Genomic DNA, 21,711 nt, shown 5'->3' on the forward strand with positions numbered 1-21,711 from the left:
TCTATGAAAAAGATCAAGCTTGATAAAATAAATAAAATATGCCGCCGGCTATCAGAACTTTATTCTCTTTATGTTCCGGCTGAAGAAAATGAGACCAGCGGTTTTTTTAAATGGGATGAGGAAACAGATATAAATCTGAGTCTGCTGCGGACAGCCAAACCTCCCAAAGATATAGTATTTCCTCAGAAGGAAAATCTGGTCAGCTTTGAAAAAAATGATGATCTAAAAATAGAAGTTGCGGAAAAAGACCCGGAGAAAACGGCGGTTTTAGGCATCAGGACCTGTGATTTAACCGCATTTGAGCTCATGGACAGAGTATTTTTACAGGAACCCGAAGACAGGTTTTATTCTCTCAGACGGGATAACACTGTCATGATAGCACTCGGCTGTCTTGATTCTGCCCAGACTTGCTTTTGCAGGGGGTTTGACATTCAACCTGAAAAAATGCCTGAAGCTGCCGATGTTATGATCTGGAAACTGGGAGATAATCTGCTCTGGCAGACAGGCTCGCCGGAGGGCGAGAAACTTACCGCAGAGCTTTCCGATCTTCTGGAAGATGCTGCTGAAGAAGATCGAGAAAAGCTGACCGAAAAGCAAAAACAGGCTGTAGAAAGGCACGAAGATAGCCCTCTCTCTGAACTGGAACCCGAAGAAATCACAGACAGGATAGAAGAGGTTTTTGAGCTTTCTATCTGGGATGAGATTCACCGGCGCTGTCTTCAGTGCGGCATCTGCACCTATATCTGCCCCACCTGTCACTGCTACGATATTCAGGATTATAAGACCAGCGACGGTGGAGAAAGATACAGATGCTGGGATTCCTGTCAGTTTTCCGCCTTTACCAGAATGGCCCACGGCAATCCCCGGCCTACTCCCCGGGAGAGAGTCAGGCAGAGATTCATGCATAAGCTGGTATATTACAGCCGTGAACACGGAGAAGCTTCCTGTGTGGGCTGCGGCCGCTGCGTTGAAAACTGTCCGGTGGAGCTTGACATAGTAGAAGTTATCCGCAGGCTTGGGGGTGAAAACGATGAATGAGAAACTGCACAAAGATCCTCATGTGCCGAAAAAGGCGGTGGTTAAGGATATAAAAGGGGAAAATCCCGATACCTGCCGCCTAAAAGTGACCTCGCCCGCCGGAGAAAAACCCTTTGGATTTCAGCCGGGCCAGTGTGCAATGCTATCCATTCCTCCCCGGGGAGAGGCTATCTTTTCGATTTCCTCATCTCCTTCTGCAGGTGATTATCTGGAATTAACCATAAAAAAAGTGGGGAGGGTGACAGAATACCTGCATGAGCTGCAAACAGGAGATGAACTGGGGATTAGAGGTCCCTATGGAAACAGCTTTCCGACAGAGGAGCTGGAAAATAACGATCTGCTCCTTGCCGGCGGCGGTATCGGTCTGGCCCCGCTGCGATCACTGGTAAACACCTGTCTTTCGGAAAGAGAAAAGTACGGCCGAATAGATATCGTTTATGGGGCATGTTCACCGGAAGAATTTATTCATGTAGAAGATCTTCAGAATAACTGGCCTGAATATGATGATCTAGATGTTCATCTGACGGTTGATGAGGAATGTCCTGGCTGGGACGGCCGGGTGGGTTTTGTACCCGATTGCGTCCAGGATCTGGAAATAACTCAGCAGATGAAAGCTGTTATCTGTGGGCCGCCCATCATGATCAAGATAACTGCAGATAAGCTTATGAACGCCGGTCTGGAGGCCGCCGACATCATCACAACTCTGGAGATGAAGATGAAATGCGGCATCGGAAAATGTGGACGCTGTAATATTGGCGATAAGTATGTCTGCCGCGATGGTCCGGTTTTTGATTACAGCGAATTGAGTGCGCTGCCGGATGAATTCTAGCAGATCCATTAACAAATATTAAATTCCTGTTGGAAGTAAGTTTTTCAAAGGAGGCATAAACAGTGGCAGAACAGGAAATGGTTAACGTTTACATTCAGGAACAGAAGCATGAAGTGCCTGCAGTCCTGACGATAATCGGGGCTGTAGAATATGCAGGATATGAACTCACTAGAGGGTGCGGCTGCCGCTCGGGATTCTGCGGTGCCTGTGCTACCGTTTATCGGATAAAGGGAGATAAAAACCTCAGGGTAGCTCTGGCCTGCCAGAAAAAAGTTGAGGAAGGCATGTATCTATCTCAGCTGCCCTTCTTCCCGGGAGATAGACCGGAGTATAATCTGGAAGAGCTCGATCCATCGGTTGATACGTTCGCTGAACTTTATCCGGAAATTTATAAATGTCTGGGCTGTAATTCCTGCACGTCTGCCTGTCCTCAGGAGATTGACGTCATGCAGTATATTGCTCTTGCTCAGCGCGGAGAGATCGAAAAGTGTGCCGAAAAGTCTTTTGATTGTATCATGTGCGGCCTGTGTGCTTCGCGCTGCCCGGCCGATATAACCCATTATAATGTCGGGGTTCTGGCCCGCAGACTCACCGGCAAATATCTTTTGCCCGAGTCAGAACATCTTGAGAAAAGACTGGAAGAGCTGGAAGAGGGCGAGCTCACAAAAGAGCTCGATGAACTCATGGAGCTGGAGACTGAAGAACTGAAAGAACGCTATAATTCCAGAGAAATCAAATAAGTCATATTTATTTCTGTAATGAGGCAAAGGAGGAATAAAGGTGTATACCGATGACATGCGGGAGCTCATAAAAAAAGTTGAAAAAACCCGTCCGGAAAGAATCGGCCAGGAATACCCCAGAATGAAACCGGAGGAAAGAGATGAAGTGCTCAACAAATATCATCCCGATTACAGCGATGAGGGTTTCAAAGATATCGAGCTGGGAGTCAATAAAGGAGACAAAGCTCCGATAGAGCTGGCTGAAGAACTTGAATCTCATAGTTTTGTAGACCTGGAAGCGGTCAAACAAAAAGAAATTGAAGAAGAATACGATGTTTTGATTATCGGCGGAGGAGGAGCAGGAGCAGCTGCTGCTCTGGAGGCAGAAGAACAGGGAGCAGATGTTCTGCTGGCAACCAAGCTTCGTTTTGGCGATGCTAACACTATGATGGCTCAGGGAGGCATACAGGCCGCCGATAAACCGGATGACAGTCCGGCCCGTCATTTTCTGGACGTGATCGGGGGCGGACATTACGAGAACGTTCGTGAACTGGTTCGAGCTCTGGTCGAAGATGCCCCCGGGGTGATCGACTGGCTGGAAGATTACGGTGTGATGCTTGATAAGCTCGAAGATGGAGAGATGATGACCACTCATGGCGGAGGAACCAGCCGGGAAAGGATGCATGCGGCCCGGGATTACACCGGAGCAGCTATAATGCGGGCCTTAAGGGATGAAGTCCGCAGCCGCGATATTGACATAAAGGAGTTTAATCCGGCCGTGGAAATTATGCTCGATGATGAGGATAGAGCCTCCGGAGCGGTGCTTTATAACCTGGAAACTAAAACTTATTCTCTGATTGCAGCCAGCACAGTCGTTATAGCTGCCGGTGGATCGGGCCGACTCCATTTTCAGGGCTTTCCCACTTCCAATCATTACGGCGCCACGGGCGATGGACTGGTGATGGGTTATAGAGCGGGAGCTGAGCTGATCTTTCCCGATACTCTGCAATATCATCCCACCGGGGCAGTATTCCCTCCCCAGATATACGGTTCACTGGTTACAGAAAAAGTAAGAGGGCTGGGAGCGACACCTATCAATGCTGAGGGAGAACAGTTTGTCTATCCGCTGGAGACCAGAGATGTAGAAGCTGCAGCACTTATAAGAGAATGTCAGGAGAAAATTATGGGGATAGAAACTCCCATCGGCAAAGTTGGTGTATGGCTCGATACACCTCTTATAGAAGAGATCCATGGCAGCGGCACCATCAAGGATAGACTTCCTGCCATGTTCCGTCAGTTTAAAAAATTCGGCATAAATATGAGTGAAGAGCCTATACTGGTTTATCCCACCCTGCATTATCAAAACGGGGGTCTGCTTATAGATGAATGGGGACAGTCAACAGTTGAAGATCTGTATGTAGCTGGAGAATCAGCCGGAGGCATCCATGGAAGCAATAGACTGATGGGGAATTCCCTGCTGGACATCCTGGTTTTTGGAAGGCGGGCGGGAAGCCATGCCGGCGAAAAAAGCATCAGCCTGCAAAAACGCGCCTATAAGCTGGATCATGTTAAGAATTTCCAGCAGACCATAAAAGAAAAGGGATTAAATCCTGAGGGTAAAACCTCTCCTATGCTGCTGCCTGAATACAGCCACGGGAGAGAATAACAGCTGTCTTTTGGAAAGGGGGGTGATATGCCATAAAAACTGTTTGAACGGTGAATACTGATACCGGTCCTGTGAAAATAATAGCTTTATCATCTGATCCAACCCGTACGACAAAAAATTACAGCAGGAGGGTTAACTTTGACTGAAGAGAAAAGGCAAAATAACAGCAATAATGATAATGAAGCAGAACAGGTCAATTATAAGAGGTTGCTGGTTGCTATAGCAGCAGGTGTTATAATCTGGCTGATGCCCACGCCTGAAGGGGTCACTCCGGAAGCCTGGCAGCTTTTCTCTATCTTTGTGGCCACAATTTTAGGCTTCATTTTGCGTCCTTTCCCCATGGGAGTTATAGCTTTTTTGGGAATAACCACTACAGTTATAACCAACACTTTAACAATAGATGAGGCTTTGAGCGGATTTGCCAACAGCACTATCTGGCTCATCGTAATTGCATTCTTTCTGGCGCGTGGTTTTATTAAAACCGGACTGGGTCGACGGATTTCCTATGTTTTCATCAAGAGGTTCGGTAAAAAGACGCTGGGGCTTTCTTATGCCCTGAACTTCAGCAACCTCGTTCTGGGTCCGACAATCCCCAGCAACACTTCCAGGGCTGGAGGAATAGTCTTTCCGATTGTGCGTTCCATATGTGACACTTTCGATTCAAATCCCGACGATGGCACCGAAAGAAAAGTAGGATCTTTCCTGATGAAATCAGTTTTCCAGGGAGATCTGGCAGTTTGTGCCATGTTCATGACAGCGATGGCAGCCAATCCCTTGATCGTGGAATTTGCTTCGGATGTGGCGGGCATTCAGATAACCTGGACGAGATGGTTCACTGCAGCGCTGGTTCCAGGCCTGGCCACTCTTTTGATAGTGCCCTATGTAATCTATAAGATTTATCCTCCCGAAGTAAAAGAGACACCCGAGGCTTCGGATATGGCGTCTGAAGAGCTGGATAAAATGGGCGCCTTAAAGACATCGGAAAAGTTCATGATGCTGACATTTATAGTAGTTCTGGTTCTCTGGATATTTGGCGAACAGCTGGGTGTGGGAGGAACGGCCGGTGGACTTATAGGTCTCTGCCTTCTGCTTCTCACCCGTGTTTTGAGCTGGGAAGATATAAAATCTGAAAAGGGAGCCTGGAATACACTTGTCTGGTTTGCCGCACTTGTCATGATGGCAGGTTATCTAAACGAACTGGGACTGGTCGACTGGTTCACTGAATTTATGGGAGAAGTTGTGGCAGGCTGGCCGGGTATGATGGCCTTTTTGGTTCTGGCAGTTGTTTATTATTACAGCCATTACTTCTTTGCCAGTATGACAGCACACATTACAGCCATGTACGGAGCCTTTTTAGGAGTATCGATAGCCGCAGGAGCTCCTCCGATGCTGGCTGCCCTTGTACTGGCATTCTTCAGCAATCTCTTTGCTTCTACAACTCATTATGGAACCGGCACCGCCCCGATTTATTTCGGAGCCGGATTTGTTCCCCAGAAGACCTGGTGGAAGACCGGCTTTATGATATCCGTAATCCATATAATTTTATGGGTGACTATCGGTGGTGCCTGGTGGAAATTACTGGGACTCTGGTAAAGCATAGTCTGTAAACAATAAGTCAATAAAATCCACTCCGGAGAAAGCAAAGTTCGTCCGGGATTGGCAGCAAAAATGTTGATCCCGGGCGGAAGTTCCGGGGGGAGAGCTGTCAAAATACTTGCGGAAAGAGGAGGCATAAAAGATGAGAAAAATAGAGGCGGAAAATATTATCAGTGAAGTTAAGCAGGCCTGCATCGAAGCCGCCTGTGATCTGCCCGAAGATGTCGAGGCTGCTCTGCATGATGCGAAAGAAAAAGAAGAATCCGAGTTCGGACGTTACAGCCTGGATAACATCATCGAGAATTTTGAGCTGGCCCGGGAAGAGATGGTGCCTATGTGTCAGGACACCGGATTGGTCGTTGTTTATGCGACTATAGGAGAAGAGGTGCAAATCGAAGGGGGAACTCTGGTAGAGAGTATAAACCAGGGAGTTAGCAGTGCTTACCGTGATCATCCACTGCGAAAATCAGTGGTCGAGGACCCTGTTTTTGACAGAGAAAATACTGAAGATAACACCCCGGCCATTATCTATCCCCGGATAGTTGAGGGAGATGATTTCAAACTGGAAATACTGCCCAAAGGCGCAGGTAGTGAAAACATGGGTGATATAGCCATGCTCAAGCCCGCCGATGGCGTTGAAGGGGTGAAGGAATTTGTTATTGATACGGTAGTAAGTGCCGGAGGCAATCCCTGCCCGCCAGTTGTGGTAGGCGTCGGTATAGGAGGCACCATGGAAAAATCTACTATGCTGGCTAAAGAAGCTTTATCCCGGGAAATCGATTCCTCTAACCCTGATTCCCGTTATCAGGAACTTGAAGAGGAGATTCTGGAGGAAATCAACAAATCAGGAGTGGGTCCTCAGGGGCTGGGAGGAAGAAATACCGCTCTTTCTGTCAATATCGAAACCCATCCCACTCATATAGCAACACTCCCGGTAGCTGTCAATCTGAACTGTCATGCCGCCCGTCACAAAATAGTCAAATTATAATCACCAGTCAGAGGAGGAATTAATATGTCCAGCGTTAAAGAAGTAGAAATCCCCCTGACCCAGCAGGATATAAATGAGCTCGAAGCTGGAGATCAGGTAAATCTTTCGGGAACAATTTATACAGCCAGAGATGCTGCTCACGACCGACTGCTCGATGATCTTGATTCAGATGATATGCCCATGGAGCTGGAAGGTTCGGTAATATACTATGTTGGACCCTGCCCGGCCAGAGACCATCAGGTAATCGGCTCCTGCGGACCTACAACCAGTTATAGAATGGATCCTTTCACGCCCGGACTGATCGAAGAAGGTTTGAAAGGAATGATAGGTAAAGGGCCCAGAAGTGAAAAGGTCATAGAAAGCATGCAGGACAGAGCGGTTTACTTTGCAGCCATCGGTGGGGCCGCTGCTGTTATTGCCGATTCGGTGACTGAAGCGGAAGTTATAGCTTATCCCGATCTGGGAACCGAAGCGGTCAGAAGATTAGAAGTCGAACAATTTCCCTGTGTAGTGGCTATTGATGCCCGGGGTAATAATCTCTATGAGACCGGAGTTGAAGAATACAGAGAAGAGTAAAACTTCAACCGGCTATCCCGGCAGGTATATATTTCCCTGCGGTCCCTTTGCTGATTTAGGTCCGCAGGGATTATAAGTCTTTGTATTAAAAATATTTTGATCCAGTGCAGGAGGGATAATCTTGAAATTTGAAATAGGTTATGGCAGGGAATCACTATCATTCAATCTGGACTCACATAACCTGGCTGGCGAACTGACCCCCAAAAAATTTGATGTTTCTCTGACTGAAAAACAGGAGATAGAACAGGCGCTCGCCGGTCCGGTCGATTCAGATAAACTTTCAGAAATTGTCAGTCCTGGCGAAGAGGTTGTCATCATCACAAGCGATATCACGCGTCCACTTCCGAGCTATAAAATTCTCCCGACGGTTCTCAGAGAACTCGATCGGGGAGGAGTAAAAGATGAGGATATCCAGATTGTCTTTGCCACGGGGATTCATCGCGGACATTCTCAAAATGAACAGCAGGAACTCGTGGGCAAAAACATTTACGAAAGGGTGGAGTGCATCGATAAAGATGAAGATGGCTGTGTAAACATCGGTGAAACAGAAGCCGGGACGCCGGTAGATATTTTTGAACCGGTGGTCAGAGCTGACAGAGTAATCTGCCTGGGCAACGTTGAATACCACTATTTTGCCGGCTACAGCGGCGGGGCTAAAGCTGTAATGCCCGGGGTATCTACAGCTGATGCTATAGAGAACAATCACAGTATGATGGTATCAGAAAAATCAGCATCAGGCAGGATGGAAGATAATCCGGTAAGAGAAGATATCGAAGAGATCAAAGATTTTCTTCATATAGATTTTATCGTCAATGTTGTCCTGGACGAAGAAAAAAGAATAGTCAAAGCCGCGGCCGGAGATCCTGTAAATGCTCACCGCGTATGCTGTGATTATCTGGACAGACATTACCGGATTAAAATTTCTGATCCTGCTGATACAGTCGTGGTATCTCCCGGGGGACATCCAAAAGATTTGAATCTTTATCAGGCTCAGAAGGCACTGGATAATGCCAGCAGAGCTGTCAAAGAGGGAGGAACTATAATTCTAGCTGCTTCCTGCTCAGAAGGTCTGGGAGAGGAGACATTCGCTAATTGGATGGAGGAGTCCGACTCTCCTGAAGAAATCATCGAGAAAATTCAACAGGATTTTCAGCTCGGCGGCCATAAAGCAGCGGCCATAGCAATGGTTCTGGAAAGATGTGAGGTTATTCTGGTTTCAGATATGGGAGATGATTACACAGAGAGTATATTCTTTACTGCTGCTGAGAGCATTTCTGAAGCTTTAGAGATGGCGTACAAAAAGGCTGAAGCCGAAGAGTCGGAAGTTTTGATAATGCCGTCCGGAGGCTCAACTCTTCCGGTGATTGACGGAGAAGAAGATTGATTTTGAGCCCCGAAATAATTACGCTTTTAATACTGCTCTCAGCCAGCATTCTTTTCTTTACGGAGGTTATCCCCATACCGGTGACGGCCATGGCTGTTCCAGTCGCCTTAAGTCTTACAGGAATACTGGAATCTGAAGCTGCTTTTTCTTACTGGGGAAACCAGTGGGTTATGCTGTTTCTGGCCATGTTCATAGTGGGAGAAGGAGTATTCAGAACCGGTTTTGCCGGCTATATAGGTGAACGTATTTTGAGACTGGCCGGAGGCAGCTCGACCAGGTTTTTGATCCTGATAATGTTTGTTATCGGTATCATGTCGGCCTTTTTAAACAATACTGGAACAACAGCTGTTTTTCTGCCGATAGTGATTTCCATGAGCCACAAAAAGGGAATGAGTCCGCGAACGGTACTGATGCCGGTGGCATATGCGGCTTCGCTGGGCGGCACGATGACAGTTATAGGCACTCCCCCCAATGCTATTATCAACAGCACCCTGGAGACCTATTCGCTCGAAGCTTTTGGTTTTTTCGAATTTGCCCGTGTTGGAGGTGTGATGTTTGTAGCCGGGATTATCTTCCTGACTCTGGGAAAAAAATTTCTTCCTGAGGATGAGGAGTTTGAAGCTGACCCGGAAAGCCTCAACATCGACCGAGGGGAGATTCGTCATGATAAGATGAAAAGATCGATGGCTATATTGTTATTGGTCCTCGTGGCCATGATCACCGGTTTTATTTCTCTACTCACTGCAGCCATGCTGGGAGCGGTGCTGACCATAATTTCAGGTTGTATAACGGTCGATGAGGCCTTTTCGGCCGTAAACTGGACTACGATATTTTTATTCGCCGGCATGCTTCCTCTGGGTACGGCCATGGAAAAGACTGGCAGCGCCCTAATGATAGCGGAAGGAATAACCAGTTATGCCTCACATCCGCTTTTGATATTTGCGGCTATATTTCTGATCACAGTTTTTTTGACCAACTTCATGTCCAATACAGCAACTTCGGCCCTTATGGCTCCTATAGGCATCGAAGTAGCGATGGCCGCCGGCATGAATCCGCATCCTTTGTTGCTGGGAGTGGCGATGGCTTCTTCATGCTGCTTTTTGACTCCAGTGGCCACGCCGCCAAATGCGCTGGTTTTGGGTCCGGCTGATTACAGCTTTATTGATTATTTGAAAACCGGATGGATGCTGCAGATTATGGTGTTCATACTGGCGATGATATTTATACCGCTCTTTTTCCCTTTTTAATGAGCACCTAAAAAAACTGGTTCTTCTTCAGAAACGTTGATGAAATTGCCATATATACTGGAAATTTTTTGCATCCCGGATCGGGTTCTCTGGCCAAAAACTGAACTCAAGCAGAACCAGCTTTTAAAACTTTGCGGGCCCTATTCAGGGCCCTTTTTCTCTTTCTCTTCGAAAGAATAATGTTATTTTGCAGGTAAAAGGCGATGGATATTTAATATATGAAAAGAAGACAAAATAAGTTATTAAACCAGACTCCCGGCATTTTACATAGGATGATATTTTAACAAGTCAAATTGAGATACCATCACCAATATTACAGGGGGGAAGAGGACATGGAAGTATATGTTGATGGAGAAAAGTGGAATGAAGATGTTTCAGGAGAAAATCTGCTGGATATTCTGGGCGATATAAAATGCTGTCTCGATGAACTAATAATCGGCAGCCTGGAGGTCGACGGCGAAGAATATGACTGTAACTTGCCCGGTGATAATCCGGCCGCTTCCGATATTCAGGTGATAGAGATTGAAACCAAAAAGCCGGTCGATATTGCCGAAAAGACATTTATGGATGTACAGTGCTATCTGCCGAGGGTCATAAGTGGATTTAAGTCCTCTTTAGAATCTTTAAATGAGGGTGAAGAGAAGACAGGTTTTGATGAGCTGCATGAATCCGTAAAAGGACTTGAATGGTGTCTCGAGGTTATGGACAATTTAACACAATTAACCCGGGAAAGCGAGCTGGAAAATAAGTATCTGGAGATGAAAAAAGATTTGAATATCTATATCAATAAAATAACCAGAGAGGCAGGACAGCCCGGAACTGAAGAGGTAATAGAAGTACTGGATGAAGAACTTCTGGAGGCGCTGGAGGAACTGGAAGAACTGATTAGAAAGCTTGCCTGTCATTATTCAGGTCTGTGGGGCTGACAAACTGAGTTTGATTGGAGAGTGAATTTTAATGGAGGCAGAGGTCCTGATCGTCGACGATGAAAAAAAAGTACGCAAGATCACCAGCAGCTACCTGGAAGAGGCAGGGTTTACCGTCAGAGGGGCTTCCCGGGGAGATGAAGCTCTGGAGCTGGTTTATGAAGAGGAGCCGGATTTGTTGATCCTGGATTTGATGCTGCCCGGCATGTCGGGCGAGGAAGTCGCTGAAGAGATACGAAGATTTTCGGATCTGCCCATAATAATGCTGACCGCCCGCTCTTCAGAGGAAGAAAGGATTGAAGGTTTTGCCAGGGGGGCGGATGATTATGTGGTAAAGCCTTTCAGCCCCCGGGAACTGGTCGCCAGAGTCAAAGCCAATCTCAAACGCTATAGGGAGTTTTACAGCGATAAAAGTATATATATCGGCGATTTCGGGATCGAAGTTTTGCCTGAGGCTGGTAAAGTCAAAGTTGATGGTGAAGATGCTGGCTTCACGGCAGTGGAATATCAGCTATTTAAGGTGCTGCTGGAGCACAAAGGCCAGGTATTGAGCCGGGATCAGCTGGTGAGGAAGGCCCGGGGCATCGATTATGAAGGTTTTGATAGAACTGTCGATGTCCACATCAAAAATATCCGCGGAAAACTTGATTTGAGCAAAGACGAATTAATCGAGACAGTTTATGGCATGGGTTATCGCTTCGAGGATGAAATTGATTATGAGAAGTCTTAAGTTTAGATTCTTCCTCGGTGCTCTGGCCATTATAGTGTTAACTCTGATCGGTTCAGTGCTGGTTTTTAATATAAGCTTAAGCCGTTATTTCTCCGATTATCAGCTCAGAGAAACTGCCCGACAGCTTGAAGATTTTGAACAGCACCTTGAATCGGTATACCAGGAAACCGGGGATTTCAGCCGGGTCAGGGAAGAGATAAGGGACTATACCGCTTATTATAATTTGATCTATCATCCAGCCCCGGGACCGGCTGGACAGGACGATCGGGGCGGAATGATGAGAGATGACAGGGGCCCACCTCACCATGAATATCAAGATCACGGACCTCATCATGACCATGAGGACAGACAAAAAAGAAGAGAGAACATGATGCATGATATGCCGGAAGAAGGCTTTGAAATTTATGTAGATAACAATTATATGGGGCTTATAACCTGGCCCCAGCACGATGATCGCTCGGCACTGGCAGCTGAGATTGATGAAAGGACGGAGGAATTTGTTTCAGATGTTTATAGATTTATGATTCCTCTCACCGCCGGGCTCATCATTGTCGCCGCTCTGCTCACTTATTATCTCGGATCCAGGCTTGCCGGGCCTTTGAACAGACTGGTGGCGGCCGTCAGCAAATTGCGGGAAGAAAATTACGATGTTGAAATTTCGGTCGCTCGGACCTCTGAGCTAAAAGCATTGTCTGAAGAGATCAATCAGCTGGGAAACAGGCTCAAATACCTGGAAAGGGTTCGCCGGGAGTCAGCCTCCGATTTCAGTCATGAGCTCAGAACTCCTGTAAATAATCTTCTCAATTATGTTACCGCTCTTGAGGACGGGATATTAGAACCAGATGAGGAGACAATTGCCGAACTCAAAGAGGAAACCCGGCGGCTGGTTGAGTTGAGCGGCCGGATCAAAGACCTGGCCGCAGCGGAGAAAAAAATTCACGATATGAATATGAGCAGTACAAATCTACAGGATATGGTGAATGAAATCGACCGGGTCTTTCGCTCCCGGGCAGAGGAAAAAGGACTGGATTTTAAGAGCTCATTCTCTCTTCATAAAGAGGTGATAAAGACCGATCCGGAAGCGCTGAGGAGTATAATTCAGAACCTGCTGTCAAATGCTATTAAATATACTGATGAGGGCGGTGAAGTTGAATTTTTGGTTCGGAGCATACCTCAGGACGAACTGTTAATCGCAGTGACTGATACGGGAATGGGCATAGATGAAGAGGATCAGGAGATGATTTTTGAGAGATTTTATCGCACCGATGATTCGCGCTCCCGGGATACGGGAGGATCTGGAATCGGTCTGGCGATAACAAAAGAGCTGGTTGAGGCTTTAAATGGAGAGATAGACCTGGAGAGCTCAGAAGGAGGAAGCACATTTACGGTTAAGATTCCCCTGCAAAAATCCCGACAAAAATAAAGCACTCACCTCCGACAGGTTTAAAGATTACCGCATTATCTTTCCGCCGTAAGCTTTTCAAAACTGTCGCAGGTGAGTATTTTTCTTCTAAAAAACTGAATTTAGATTTGGCCAGGCTGAATCTTTCGGTGATGATCATAGGCACCATACTTTTTTTCAAAAGACCGATCACAGCCCGCTATAAAGGGTATATTTCTCTCCCTTTTTACGGTCGAGATATTCTCTGACCTGTCTTTCCGAAGACATCCATTTGCCGCAGATCTGCCTGCCCGAAAGATCTCCATATTTTAGCTTCTCCTCGATTTCTTCCCGCGACATGTCGAGAACACTGGACATCATTCTAATATCATAATATTTCATACCCATACTGCTCACCTCCTTTCAAGTGCTGATAATGTGAATACAATAACAAATAATATTAATATCTCTATCTTCAGATATACGATCTCAGTCAGTATTAGCCGTAATATTTGAATTGATTCGTTTCTACTGTGAATTTTGAGAAGATAAAAACGGGGGGTACTAAAGGTCTATTCTTATCCTGCGCGGAATTTTGAGGGAAAAATGCTCCTCTGAAAGCCATAATTAATCCATTACAGCAGCAGACAGGTCCGAAATGGGGAAAGTTATTATGAGAATGAAGAGTGCAACTTTACTGACATGGCAGCATTGAAATTGATTTATTGCATTTTTCAATTGTCTGTATATACATTTTAGCATATTAATCTGTATAAGTAAATTAATTTTGCTACAGAATTTAAGATTCAGTATATTAATTATTATCGTTAAAAGTTGACTAAAGTATACTGATGATATATCATGTTAAAAAGCTAATTATCAATTTAAATCGGGAAAGGAAGATAATGATGTCAAGAGCAGATAATTTGAAATCAGCAGAAAGAGTTTCTTTAAAATACGGCAGAGAGAGTTTGAACATAAATTTAGATAATTCTGCCGGGAGTGAAAAAATTGAGTGGAAAGATATAAGTCCTCCTGAAAGTTCGCCGGTGAAGGATGTTGATGGTGAGATAAGAGAAAAGCTTCGCAATCCAGCAGGCACACAGGCTTTAAATGAAATGACCGAGCCGGGCGACAAAATTGTCATAGTGGTCAGCGATTTTACCAGGCTGGTCTACCGCACCTCTTATTTTCTGCCCTTTATTGTCGAGGAGCTCAACAGGGGGGGAGCATCCGACGGAGACATTGAAATATTGATAGCCAGCGGCATGCACAGACCTGCTTCTGAGGAGGAAAAACGCGAAATAGTCGGTGAGGAAATATACAGCAGGATAGCTGTCGAAAATCATGATTGTAAAGCAGGAGATCTGGTTCATCTGGGAGAAAGCAGCCGGGGAACTATGATAAAAGTTAACAGAAAGGCATTTGAAGCTGACCTATTAATTTTGACCGGGGGTATTAATTATCATATAATAGCTGGATTCGGAGGGGGCAGAAAGAGCATAGCCCCGGGTATCAGCGGTTACAATACGATACAACAAAATCACAGCCTGGCCCTGCAGAATAAAGACAGGGTTTTTCCCGGCAAACTCGATGAAAATCCTGTAGCTCTCGATATGAAAGATATAGCCGAAAAACTCGCTCCTGATTTCATCTTTAATACGGTTGTCGATGGCAGCAAGAATTTTCTGGGCTTTTATGCAGGGGAGCTGAATGAAGCTTTCAGGAGAGGGACAGAGAAAGCTGTCGATAGCTTCGGAATATCTCTCAAAAGTCCCTTTGATCTGGTGCTCTGCAGCACCGGCGGCCATCCCAAAGACGGGCAGCTTTATCAATCGGTGAAAGCACTTTTTAATGCAGGTCTGGCCTGTAGAAAGGGCGGTCATATTGTGCTGGTCAGCAGCTGCAGCGAAGGCATCGGGCCGCCTGAATTTAAAGAGTGGTTCGATGCTGGCGGCCCCGATGAAATAGAGGATAAGCTCCGCAAAAATTTTACAATGACCGGTTATGTTGCCCTCAGGACTTCGCAAATAAACAGTCAAAACAGCGTGCATCTGATCAGTGAACTCGATCCAGAAGATGTTCAGGGCATGGGAATGAAACCGGTGCAGGAGCCGGAGAATATCATCGATAGAATTCTGGCAGATGGAAAGAAAAGAGATGATGCCGATATCAAAAAAGCCTGTGTCATGCCGCAGGCAGCGATGACCTTTCCGGTCAGGTGATTTCAGCCAACCTGCAGGTTTCTGGCCGGGAGCGGATACATAATTTAAACAGGGGGAGATTAAAATTACTTTAGCCATTGTCCTTATTTACATAGTCATGCTTTTTGCAGTTGCCATTTATTCCACCCGGATAAGCGAGGGAGAGGGTGTTATCGAGGATTATTTTCTGGCCTCAAGAGGATTTCCCTCCTATATAGTGGCCGTTATGCTAGCAGGTATCGCCGTGGGCGGAGCTTCAACGATCGGAGTAGCTGAGAGTGCATTTAGAGCGGGGATTTCAGCCGGAATGTATAATGCGGCCTGGGGGGCGGGAGCTATAGTGGTGGGTTTTACGGCCGCCGCCCGGCTGCGCGAGCTGACCGTTACCACCATCCCAGAGATTTTCGGCAATTATTATGATGATGCGGGCAGAATAATAGCGGTAATAGGTCAGGTGATAATCCAGGTAGTAATAACCTCCCTGCAGTATGTTGCGGGAGGTGCGATTTTATCCGCGCTGCTGCCGGAACTCTTTACCGTCACCTCGGGAACTATATTCACCGCTGTAGTGCTGGGCCTGGTAGCGCTGATAGGAGGTTACTGGGGAGCAGGCCTGACAAATCTGGTTAACGTGATAGTCATTTATTTTGGAGTTACCATCGGAGCCATCATGAGTATTAGAGATTTTGGAGGCTTTACAGAACTCATGGCTGAGCTGCCAGGCGGCACGCCCTGGTTCGATCCAGTAGCAGGTGTGGGAATGGCGATGGTCATAGCCTGGTTTGTGGTCATGATCACCCAGTCCCATTCCGTTCAGGGAGTAGTTCAGATAGCTTTTGCCGCCCGGGATGAGTCCTCTGCCCGCCGCGGATTTCTGCTGGGAGGGCTGATCATTTTGCCGGTTGGTTTCATCTGTGCACTTTTCGGAATCGTGGCCGCAATACAATTTCCGGGACTGGAAGATCCCGCCACTGCTCTGCCCCGGGTTGTTATGCAGCTTTCGCCGGCGGTGGCCGGATTTACTCTGGCCGGCCTCTGGGCTTCCAGCATCTCCACGACCGTGGGGCTGCTTTTGGGAACATCGACACTGGTGGTGAGTGATATCTGGGAAAATTATATACAGAGAGATATTTCTCAGCGCAGGGAGGAGTTGATATCTAAAATAGTAGTCGTCCTGATAACAATTTTAACCCTGCTGCTGGCAATAACTATAGAGGGAATTCTGGATGCGCTCCTTTTAGGCTTAACTCTGACCACGGCTTACACGGTCGTTGTGCTCTTCACTCTTTTTGCTCCATCTCTCTGCAAAAAAAGAGCAGCTTTTTGGACCATAGGAACAGGAATATTATTTCTGCTGTCCTGGTTTGTCTTTCCGGCCATCAGGATAGTTCCCCATCCCATATTTCTGGCCTGGCCTATTGCTCTTGTGACTTTCCTGACGGTTTCATTTGTAGATGATACGCCGGCCAGTATACCCGAAAATTTAAAGAAGTAAATAGTACAGGAGGTTAAATAATACAGGAGGTTAATATGAATGGATTACTGCAGTACGGCGGAGAAAATGCAAAATTTACTGGGAGATAAATGGGTTATAACAGACGAGGAGATTGTAACGGGATATGCCCGGGAGAGCACCAGTGAATCCTATGGGCTGGTCTGCCCGGGGCCTGAAGGAGAATGTATCCTGGTCAAGCCTGAAAGTTCCGAAGAGGTGGCGGAGATAATGCAATACGCCTGTGAAGAAGGAATTGCGGTCATCCCAAAGGGAGCGGGTACCAGTCTATCCGCCAATGCTATTCCGGAAGGGCCCGGTCTGATACTATCTCTGGAAAGAATGAACGACATTGTGGAGATAGACCGGGATAATATGATGATCACCTGCCAGGCAGGAGTTACTCTCGGCCAGCTGCTGGAAGAGCTGGCAGGAAGCGATATTTATTTCCCGCTTCATCCGGGAGATGAGGGGGCTCAGGTAGGAGGAATGGCTGCGATGAATGCCGGAGGAGTCAGGGCTGTCAGGCACGGTGTTATGCAGGATCAGGTTGTAGGTTTAGAAGCTGTACTCCCTACCGGAGAGATCGAGAGTTTTGGGGGCAGCGAAAAAAAGCTATTGAAGGATAACAGCGGTTACAACCTTAAAGATCTCCTGATCGGCAGTGAAGGTACTCTGGCAGTAATAACTGAAGTCACTCTGAAACTATATCCCGAACCTGATTTTAACGGAACCCTGATTGTCTCTTTTGCCAGCAGGCTGGAAGCTTTTGAAGCTGAGACCGAAATTAGAAAAATGGGAATCATTCCTATGGCTGTCGAATACGTGGAAAAAAAGCAGATCGAGATGGCTGCCCGGGACATCGGCAAAAGCTGGCCGGCTTCTGAAGGAGAAGCCTATCTTATGATAATGCTGGCTGAGGATTCCGAGGATGATTTTTATCGCAAAGCGGCAGATATCCAGAAGCTGGAGGATGAATTTGAGATCAATGGAATATCCGTAGCTGACACCACCCGCGAAGAAAAGGAAATTCTGGAGATAAGAAGTCATATTCTGCCGGCTATTCAGGAAGAAATCGTAGACAGCCCCGATGTGACAGTTCCACCCGCCAATCTGCCCGATTATCTTCAGATTCTTGAGGAATTTGAGAACGAGTATAATACCGAGCTGCCTGTGGTGGCCCATGCCGGTGACGGCAATCTTCATGTTCTCATTTTGAAAGAAGAGGGAGGAAAACCGGCATATTTTGGGGAATTAAAGAAAAAAATATACAGGAAAGCCGTGGATCTGGGGGGGACTATCACGGGCGAGCATGGGGTAGGACGGCTCAGGCTGGATTATCTTCCTCTGCAGATATCCTCCCGTCAGCTGGAAATCATGTGGGGGATAAAACAGGTTTTCGATCCGGAGAATATCCTCAATCCAGGCAAGAAAATTAAGGAGTTTAACATCAACAAAGGTTGATAAAAGGAGGTGCGGTCATCTGTGGAATATACTCAGGTTGAAAGAGGCAGGATTTACGCTCTCAGGCTGGAAGAAGGGGATGAGCTCCCCGAAACAATTGAAGAGCTGGCCAAAATGGAAAATATAAGTTCGGCTCTGGTTTTATTTCTGGGCGGAGCTGAAAAAGGGAGCCAGGTGGTAGCTGGACCTGAATCGATAGAAGATAGTAAAATTGAGCCAGAGGTGAAAAAACTCCCTGAAATCAGCGAGGCCGCCGGATTTGGCACTATTTTTCCTGACGAAGATGATGAGCCAGTCCTCCATCTTCACGCTGCTTTCGGTCATGGAGAGGAAACCATTACCGGCTGTACCCGCAGGGGCGTTCCCATCTGGCTTACCGGAGAAGTTATAATTATGGAACTTTTAAACCATTCCGCTTCCCGGCAGCCGGACGAGGAAAGCGGTTTTGACCTGCTGAATATACATTGAAATTATCTTTTATCAGCAAACCACCCCTTGACATAAGAGGCCATTAATATTACAATGTTCGAGGTCGGATAAACTCAGGACATTTTCTCCCTCTGCCTGCTGCAGAGGGCGAGTTTATTCCGATTCTACAAAATATATATATAAAATATAGGGGTGTTGTTTCATGCGTAGGATCATGTCCGAAAGATTTTCTGCTCGTTTTTTGAGGCTTTTTCTGGGGATATTTCTAATCAGCTGCGGAATCTTTATGTTTATAAATTCTCAGCTTGGTTCGGATCCCATAACTGTTCTGGTAAATGGACTGGCTTCCACCACTGGACTTACAGTGGGGCAGACCAGCTTTGTAATCAACGGCTTTATAATTTTGTTCCTGCTTTTGGTTTCAGGTAAGAAGTTTGGCCCGGGAACTTTTCTGCACGCAATTTTTGTCGGGGTTTTTCTCGATCTGCTGTTTATGTTTCCGGGGGCAATAAGCCCAAATTTTATTCTTCTCAGGGCATTAATGCTGGTTGCCGCAGTTTTGTTGATCGGAAGCGGCATTGCCATATACATTTCAGCAGAAATGGGGGAAGGAGCCCTGGAGGCTCTGCTGATGTTTTTTAGAGAAAAAACCGATTTCTCTTTTAAATCCATAAAAGTCACCCTTGATGTGATTTTTGGAGGTATAGGAGTGCTGCTCGGTGCCACCTTTGGCATAGGAACTGTTCTGGGAGCGCTGGCCATTGGGCCTGTTGCCCAGGCGATGCTCTGTGTCGTAAATGATTATAGAAACCATCACGGCCGTTGAAATTTACGGCCGTTTTTTTGAGTTTTTAAGCGTTATTTGCTCTAAATCGCTCTTAAACGCCTCAAAAACTTGCGAAGTTGGTATAAGTATTTTATAATTTTCTCAGAGAAGTATACAAGGGGGTATGAATTTATGGCGAAAAAAATCATCATCGAAGCTGGCGGTTTAGAGGCGGAAGCTGAGCTTTATGAGAATGAGATGGCAGAAAAAATCTGGAAAGAACTGCCGATTTTTGGCCAGGCCAGAACCTGGGGAGATGAAATATACTTTCCTGTCAGCCTGGAAGCAGGCGAAGGCGAAACCAAAGCAGAAGTAGAGATAGGAGAACTCGGCTACTGGAACCAGGGCAATGCTTTCTGCATCTTCTTTGGGCCAACCCCTTCCAGCACCGGTGAAAAGCCCAGACCTGCCAGTCCTGTGACTGTTTTTGGTCGGCTCAAAACCGATCCCGAGAGATTTAAATCAGTCTCCGTAAATGAGGATGTCGAGGTAAAGAGAGCCTGATTTTGCAGGCAATTGGTTCCGTCCTATTCCGTCCTATCAGCCCGGGGAGCAGATTTTGTGGGGCCAGTTCACTCAATATTTATAATAAGGTGAGGATGTGATCCCATGGAGGTTTATATTAACGGGGAAAAGCAGCCGGAAGATCGATTTTCTCAACTCTCCGGTCAGGAGATTATCGGAAGGATCAGAGAAAACTGGCCGGATTCATTGATTGAAAAAATTTTACTGGAAGAAGAGGAAGTACCGCTGATTTATTTTCAGGAAAAACTGGAAAAAGACGAGCAGTTTCGAAAAGAAGGGGAAGTCGAGTTTGTTCTCTGTGAAAAGCAGGAGCTGATGGAGCGTGAAATAGAGAGAATAGAGGATTACCTTCCCCGGCTGGAAGCAACCATCGAGGAGATGGTCGATTTTTTATCCGGCGAGAAAAAAGAGAAGGCGAGAAGCCGTTATCGTTCGGCCCTGGAAGGTCTAGAATGGATGCAGAGTAAGCTTGTAAAGGTTATGAGAGTCAAAGAAGATAAAGAACAAAAGCTGAAATTTCAGGATGAGAGAAGAGAATATCATCGGGCCATAAAATCGGCGCTGGTGGCCTATCAGCAGGGCAGGGATGGCCGGCTGTCTCAGCTGTTCTCCGAAGAAATATTATTTTATCTCAAAAATATGATCGCAATAGTAAAAGAAGAGGAGAGCTAAAGATGGCGATACTGGCTTTGGGAGAAATACTCATAGATTTTGTTCCTCAGCAGCGGGGGGTTGGTCTGGATTTTGTTGAAGATTTCAAAAAAAGATTCGGGGGAGCGCCGGCCAATGCTGCCGTGGGTCTTGGGCGGCTTGAGGAGGACGTTTATTTTCTCGGCCAGGTCGGAGAGGATGCCTTTGGCCTATTTCTCAGGGAGACCCTGGAGAATAACGGGGTAAAGACTGATTTTCTTGAGATGACAGGAGAAGCTCCCACGACTCTGGCTTTTGTCTCGCTTGAGGAATCCGGAGAGCGGGATTTTATTTTTTACCGTCAGCCCGGGGCCGACGCTTTACTATCCGAAGATGTTTTGAGTGAGAAAGTATTCGATCCCACTAAAGTTTTGCTGACAGGCTCAGTTTCTCTGAGCAGTGGCCCCGCTGCCGAAACCACGGAAAAGGCACTGGCAGAAGCTAAAAAAAGAGGCATAATAACCTGTTTTGACGTCAACTACAGGCATTTTCTCTGGCCGGGCGAAGAAATTTTTGCAGATAAAATCCATTCGCTGCTCGAGCATATAGATGTGCTGAAGATGAATCTCGAGGAATTAGTGCTGCTGAACGGGAGGGGAGGAGAAGCTGACCTGGAAGATGGGCTGCTTTCCGCTCAGGCTGCGGAGGTTGAAAAAGCTGCCGATGCCCTGTTGAAAAATGGTCCGGAGCTTGTAGTGATCACTTCTGGCAGCGAGGGCTGTTTTTATAAAACCGGCAAAGCAAGCGGTTATGTCGCGGTTGATTCCGAGGTCGAGGCTCTGGATACCACCGGGGCTGGAGATGCTTTTATGGCCGTTCTCGTTAGTTTTATAAATGATAGAGCCGTTGATTTTCCCGAAGGGCTGACCGAGGAGTTTTTGCAGGAGATTATGGCCTTTGCCAACAGAGCGGGAGCTTTGACTGTGGAAGAGTATGGTGCTATCAGAGGACTTCCTTCTCGTCGACAGCTTTTCTCGCAGGAATAAAAAATACCTGCCGGT

At 46.6% G+C, this 21,711-nt stretch carries 21 protein-coding genes; 20 read left to right on the forward strand and 1 reads right to left on the reverse strand.

Annotated features, from left to right (window positions below; genetic code table 11):
* Nucleotides 1–3 precede the first annotated feature (3 nt).
* The 12 genes from BLT15_RS05575 to BLT15_RS05630 all read left to right on the forward strand — a co-directional run bounded on the left by BLT15_RS05575 (nt 4) and on the right by BLT15_RS05630 (nt 13,122).
* Nucleotides 4–1,038 carry a 4Fe-4S dicluster domain-containing protein gene (locus BLT15_RS05575; protein WP_089759516.1) on the forward strand — a complete coding sequence of 345 codons (1,035 nt, stop codon included), beginning with the start codon at nt 4–6 and terminating at the stop codon, nt 1,036–1,038.
* Entirely contained in the window at nt 1,031–1,867 is an 837-nt protein-coding gene (locus BLT15_RS05580) for an FAD/NAD(P)-binding protein (protein ID WP_089759518.1), read from the forward strand. The genes BLT15_RS05575 and BLT15_RS05580 overlap by 8 nt, the downstream gene beginning before the upstream one ends.
* Before the next feature lie 62 nt (nt 1,868–1,929).
* Nucleotides 1,930–2,607 carry a 4Fe-4S dicluster domain-containing protein gene (locus BLT15_RS05585; protein ID WP_089759520.1) on the forward strand — a complete coding sequence of 226 codons (678 nt, stop codon included), beginning with the start codon at nt 1,930–1,932 and terminating at the stop codon, nt 2,605–2,607.
* Between the two features lie 40 nt (nt 2,608–2,647).
* On the forward strand, nt 2,648–4,252 hold the full coding sequence (locus tag BLT15_RS05590) for an FAD-dependent oxidoreductase (RefSeq protein ID WP_089759522.1): 1,605 nt from the start codon (nt 2,648–2,650) through the stop codon (nt 4,250–4,252).
* Between the two features lie 207 nt (nt 4,253–4,459).
* A complete protein-coding gene (locus tag BLT15_RS05595; RefSeq protein WP_345788685.1) occupies nt 4,460–5,845 on the forward strand; it encodes an anion permease in 1,386 nt (461 codons plus the stop codon).
* 145 nt (nt 5,846–5,990) lie between these two features.
* Nucleotides 5,991–6,836 (forward strand): fumarate hydratase, encoded by an 846-nt coding sequence (locus BLT15_RS05600; RefSeq protein ID WP_089759527.1) that lies wholly within the window; start codon nt 5,991–5,993, stop codon nt 6,834–6,836.
* Nucleotides 6,837–6,860: 24 nt separating this feature from the next.
* Complete coding sequence (locus BLT15_RS05605) at nt 6,861–7,412, forward strand: Fe-S-containing hydro-lyase (protein WP_089759529.1); 552 nt, start codon at nt 6,861–6,863, stop codon at nt 7,410–7,412.
* A gap of 121 nt (nt 7,413–7,533) precedes the next feature.
* On the forward strand, nt 7,534–8,796 hold the full coding sequence (larAH6, locus tag BLT15_RS05610; RefSeq protein WP_089759531.1) for a nickel-dependent malate racemase, LarAH6 family: 1,263 nt from the start codon (nt 7,534–7,536) through the stop codon (nt 8,794–8,796).
* A gap of 2 nt (nt 8,797–8,798) precedes the next feature.
* Nucleotides 8,799–10,043 carry an SLC13 family permease gene (locus tag BLT15_RS05615; RefSeq protein WP_089759696.1) on the forward strand — a complete coding sequence of 415 codons (1,245 nt, stop codon included), beginning with the start codon at nt 8,799–8,801 and terminating at the stop codon, nt 10,041–10,043.
* A 332-nt stretch (nt 10,044–10,375) separates the two neighbouring features.
* Nucleotides 10,376–10,969 carry a hypothetical protein gene (locus tag BLT15_RS05620; protein WP_089759533.1) on the forward strand — a complete coding sequence of 198 codons (594 nt, stop codon included), beginning with the start codon at nt 10,376–10,378 and terminating at the stop codon, nt 10,967–10,969.
* Nucleotides 10,970–11,000: 31 nt separating this feature from the next.
* Nucleotides 11,001–11,699, forward strand: coding sequence for a response regulator transcription factor (locus tag BLT15_RS05625; RefSeq protein ID WP_089759535.1), 699 nt, complete (start codon nt 11,001–11,003; stop codon nt 11,697–11,699).
* Nucleotides 11,686–13,122: a sensor histidine kinase gene (locus BLT15_RS05630; protein ID WP_159429835.1), complete on the forward strand. Its 1,437-nt coding sequence runs from the start codon at nt 11,686–11,688 to the stop codon at nt 13,120–13,122. Before BLT15_RS05625 ends, BLT15_RS05630 begins: the two co-directional genes overlap by 14 nt.
* A 168-nt stretch (nt 13,123–13,290) precedes the next feature.
* On the opposite strand, the gene BLT15_RS05640 is transcribed toward BLT15_RS05630, so the two are convergent.
* Nucleotides 13,291–13,488 carry a hypothetical protein gene (locus BLT15_RS05640; RefSeq protein WP_089759543.1) on the reverse strand — a complete coding sequence of 66 codons (198 nt, stop codon included), beginning with the start codon at nt 13,486–13,488 and terminating at the stop codon, nt 13,291–13,293.
* Between the two features lie 500 nt (nt 13,489–13,988).
* Between BLT15_RS05640 and BLT15_RS05645 the strand changes: the two genes are divergently transcribed.
* The 8 genes from BLT15_RS05645 (at nt 13,989) to BLT15_RS05680 (ending at nt 21,696) form a co-directional block, all read left to right on the forward strand.
* Nucleotides 13,989–15,305: a nickel-dependent lactate racemase family protein gene (locus tag BLT15_RS05645; protein WP_159429836.1), complete on the forward strand. Its 1,317-nt coding sequence runs from the start codon at nt 13,989–13,991 to the stop codon at nt 15,303–15,305.
* Between the two features lie 97 nt (nt 15,306–15,402).
* A complete protein-coding gene (locus BLT15_RS05650) occupies nt 15,403–16,779 on the forward strand; it encodes a sodium:solute symporter family protein (RefSeq protein ID WP_234985520.1) in 1,377 nt (458 codons plus the stop codon).
* 39 nt (nt 16,780–16,818) lie between these two features.
* Nucleotides 16,819–18,240, forward strand: coding sequence for an FAD-binding oxidoreductase (locus BLT15_RS05655; RefSeq protein WP_089759551.1), 1,422 nt, complete (start codon nt 16,819–16,821; stop codon nt 18,238–18,240).
* Nucleotides 18,241–18,261: 21 nt separating this feature from the next.
* Complete coding sequence (locus BLT15_RS05660; RefSeq protein WP_089759553.1) at nt 18,262–18,708, forward strand: PPC domain-containing DNA-binding protein; 447 nt, start codon at nt 18,262–18,264, stop codon at nt 18,706–18,708.
* A 163-nt stretch (nt 18,709–18,871) separates the two neighbouring features.
* Nucleotides 18,872–19,495, forward strand: a complete 624-nt coding sequence (locus BLT15_RS05665) for a YczE/YyaS/YitT family protein (protein ID WP_089759555.1) — start codon at nt 18,872–18,874, stop codon at nt 19,493–19,495.
* A 132-nt stretch (nt 19,496–19,627) separates the two neighbouring features.
* Entirely contained in the window at nt 19,628–19,999 is a 372-nt protein-coding gene (locus BLT15_RS05670) for a cyclophilin-like fold protein (RefSeq protein ID WP_089759557.1), read from the forward strand.
* A gap of 105 nt (nt 20,000–20,104) precedes the next feature.
* The gene (locus BLT15_RS05675) at nt 20,105–20,692 is read left to right on the forward strand and encodes a hypothetical protein (protein WP_089759559.1); all 588 of its coding nucleotides are present in this window, start codon (nt 20,105–20,107) and stop codon (nt 20,690–20,692) included.
* A gap of 2 nt (nt 20,693–20,694) precedes the next feature.
* Nucleotides 20,695–21,696, forward strand: coding sequence for a carbohydrate kinase family protein (locus BLT15_RS05680; protein ID WP_089759561.1), 1,002 nt, complete (start codon nt 20,695–20,697; stop codon nt 21,694–21,696).
* The last annotated feature ends 15 nt before the right edge of the window (nt 21,697–21,711 follow it).

Origin of the sequence: Halarsenatibacter silvermanii, assembly GCF_900103135.1 — a bacterium.
In the GTDB taxonomy this organism is placed as follows: Bacteria; Bacillota; Halanaerobiia; order Halanaerobiales; family Halarsenatibacteraceae; genus Halarsenatibacter; species Halarsenatibacter silvermanii.

Excerpts from the sequence above, each read along its gene's own strand:
- BLT15_RS05575 (WP_089759516.1), top strand. The coding sequence starts at position 4 with ATGAAAAAGATCAAGCTTGATAAAATAAATAAAATATGCCGCCGGCTA.
- BLT15_RS05675 (WP_089759559.1), top strand. The coding sequence starts at position 20,105 with ATGGAGGTTTATATTAACGGGGAAAAGCAGCCGGAAGATCGATTTTCT.
- BLT15_RS05670 (WP_089759557.1), top strand. The coding sequence starts at position 19,628 with ATGGCGAAAAAAATCATCATCGAAGCTGGCGGTTTAGAGGCGGAAGCT.
- BLT15_RS05600 (WP_089759527.1), top strand. The coding sequence starts at position 5,991 with ATGAGAAAAATAGAGGCGGAAAATATTATCAGTGAAGTTAAGCAGGCC.
- BLT15_RS05665 (WP_089759555.1), top strand. The coding sequence starts at position 18,872 with ATGCGTAGGATCATGTCCGAAAGATTTTCTGCTCGTTTTTTGAGGCTT.
- BLT15_RS05630 (WP_159429835.1), top strand. The coding sequence starts at position 11,686 with ATGAGAAGTCTTAAGTTTAGATTCTTCCTCGGTGCTCTGGCCATTATA.
- BLT15_RS05645 (WP_159429836.1), top strand. The coding sequence starts at position 13,989 with ATGTCAAGAGCAGATAATTTGAAATCAGCAGAAAGAGTTTCTTTAAAA.
- BLT15_RS05655 (WP_089759551.1), top strand. The coding sequence starts at position 16,819 with ATGGATTACTGCAGTACGGCGGAGAAAATGCAAAATTTACTGGGAGAT.
- BLT15_RS05605 (WP_089759529.1), top strand. The coding sequence starts at position 6,861 with ATGTCCAGCGTTAAAGAAGTAGAAATCCCCCTGACCCAGCAGGATATA.
- BLT15_RS05650 (WP_234985520.1), top strand. The coding sequence starts at position 15,403 with ATGCTTTTTGCAGTTGCCATTTATTCCACCCGGATAAGCGAGGGAGAG.
- BLT15_RS05680 (WP_089759561.1), top strand. The coding sequence starts at position 20,695 with ATGGCGATACTGGCTTTGGGAGAAATACTCATAGATTTTGTTCCTCAG.
- BLT15_RS05580 (WP_089759518.1), top strand. The coding sequence starts at position 1,031 with ATGAATGAGAAACTGCACAAAGATCCTCATGTGCCGAAAAAGGCGGTG.
- BLT15_RS05640 (WP_089759543.1), bottom strand. The coding sequence starts at position 13,488 with ATGGGTATGAAATATTATGATATTAGAATGATGTCCAGTGTTCTCGAC.
- BLT15_RS05625 (WP_089759535.1), top strand. The coding sequence starts at position 11,001 with ATGGAGGCAGAGGTCCTGATCGTCGACGATGAAAAAAAAGTACGCAAG.
- BLT15_RS05620 (WP_089759533.1), top strand. The coding sequence starts at position 10,376 with ATGGAAGTATATGTTGATGGAGAAAAGTGGAATGAAGATGTTTCAGGA.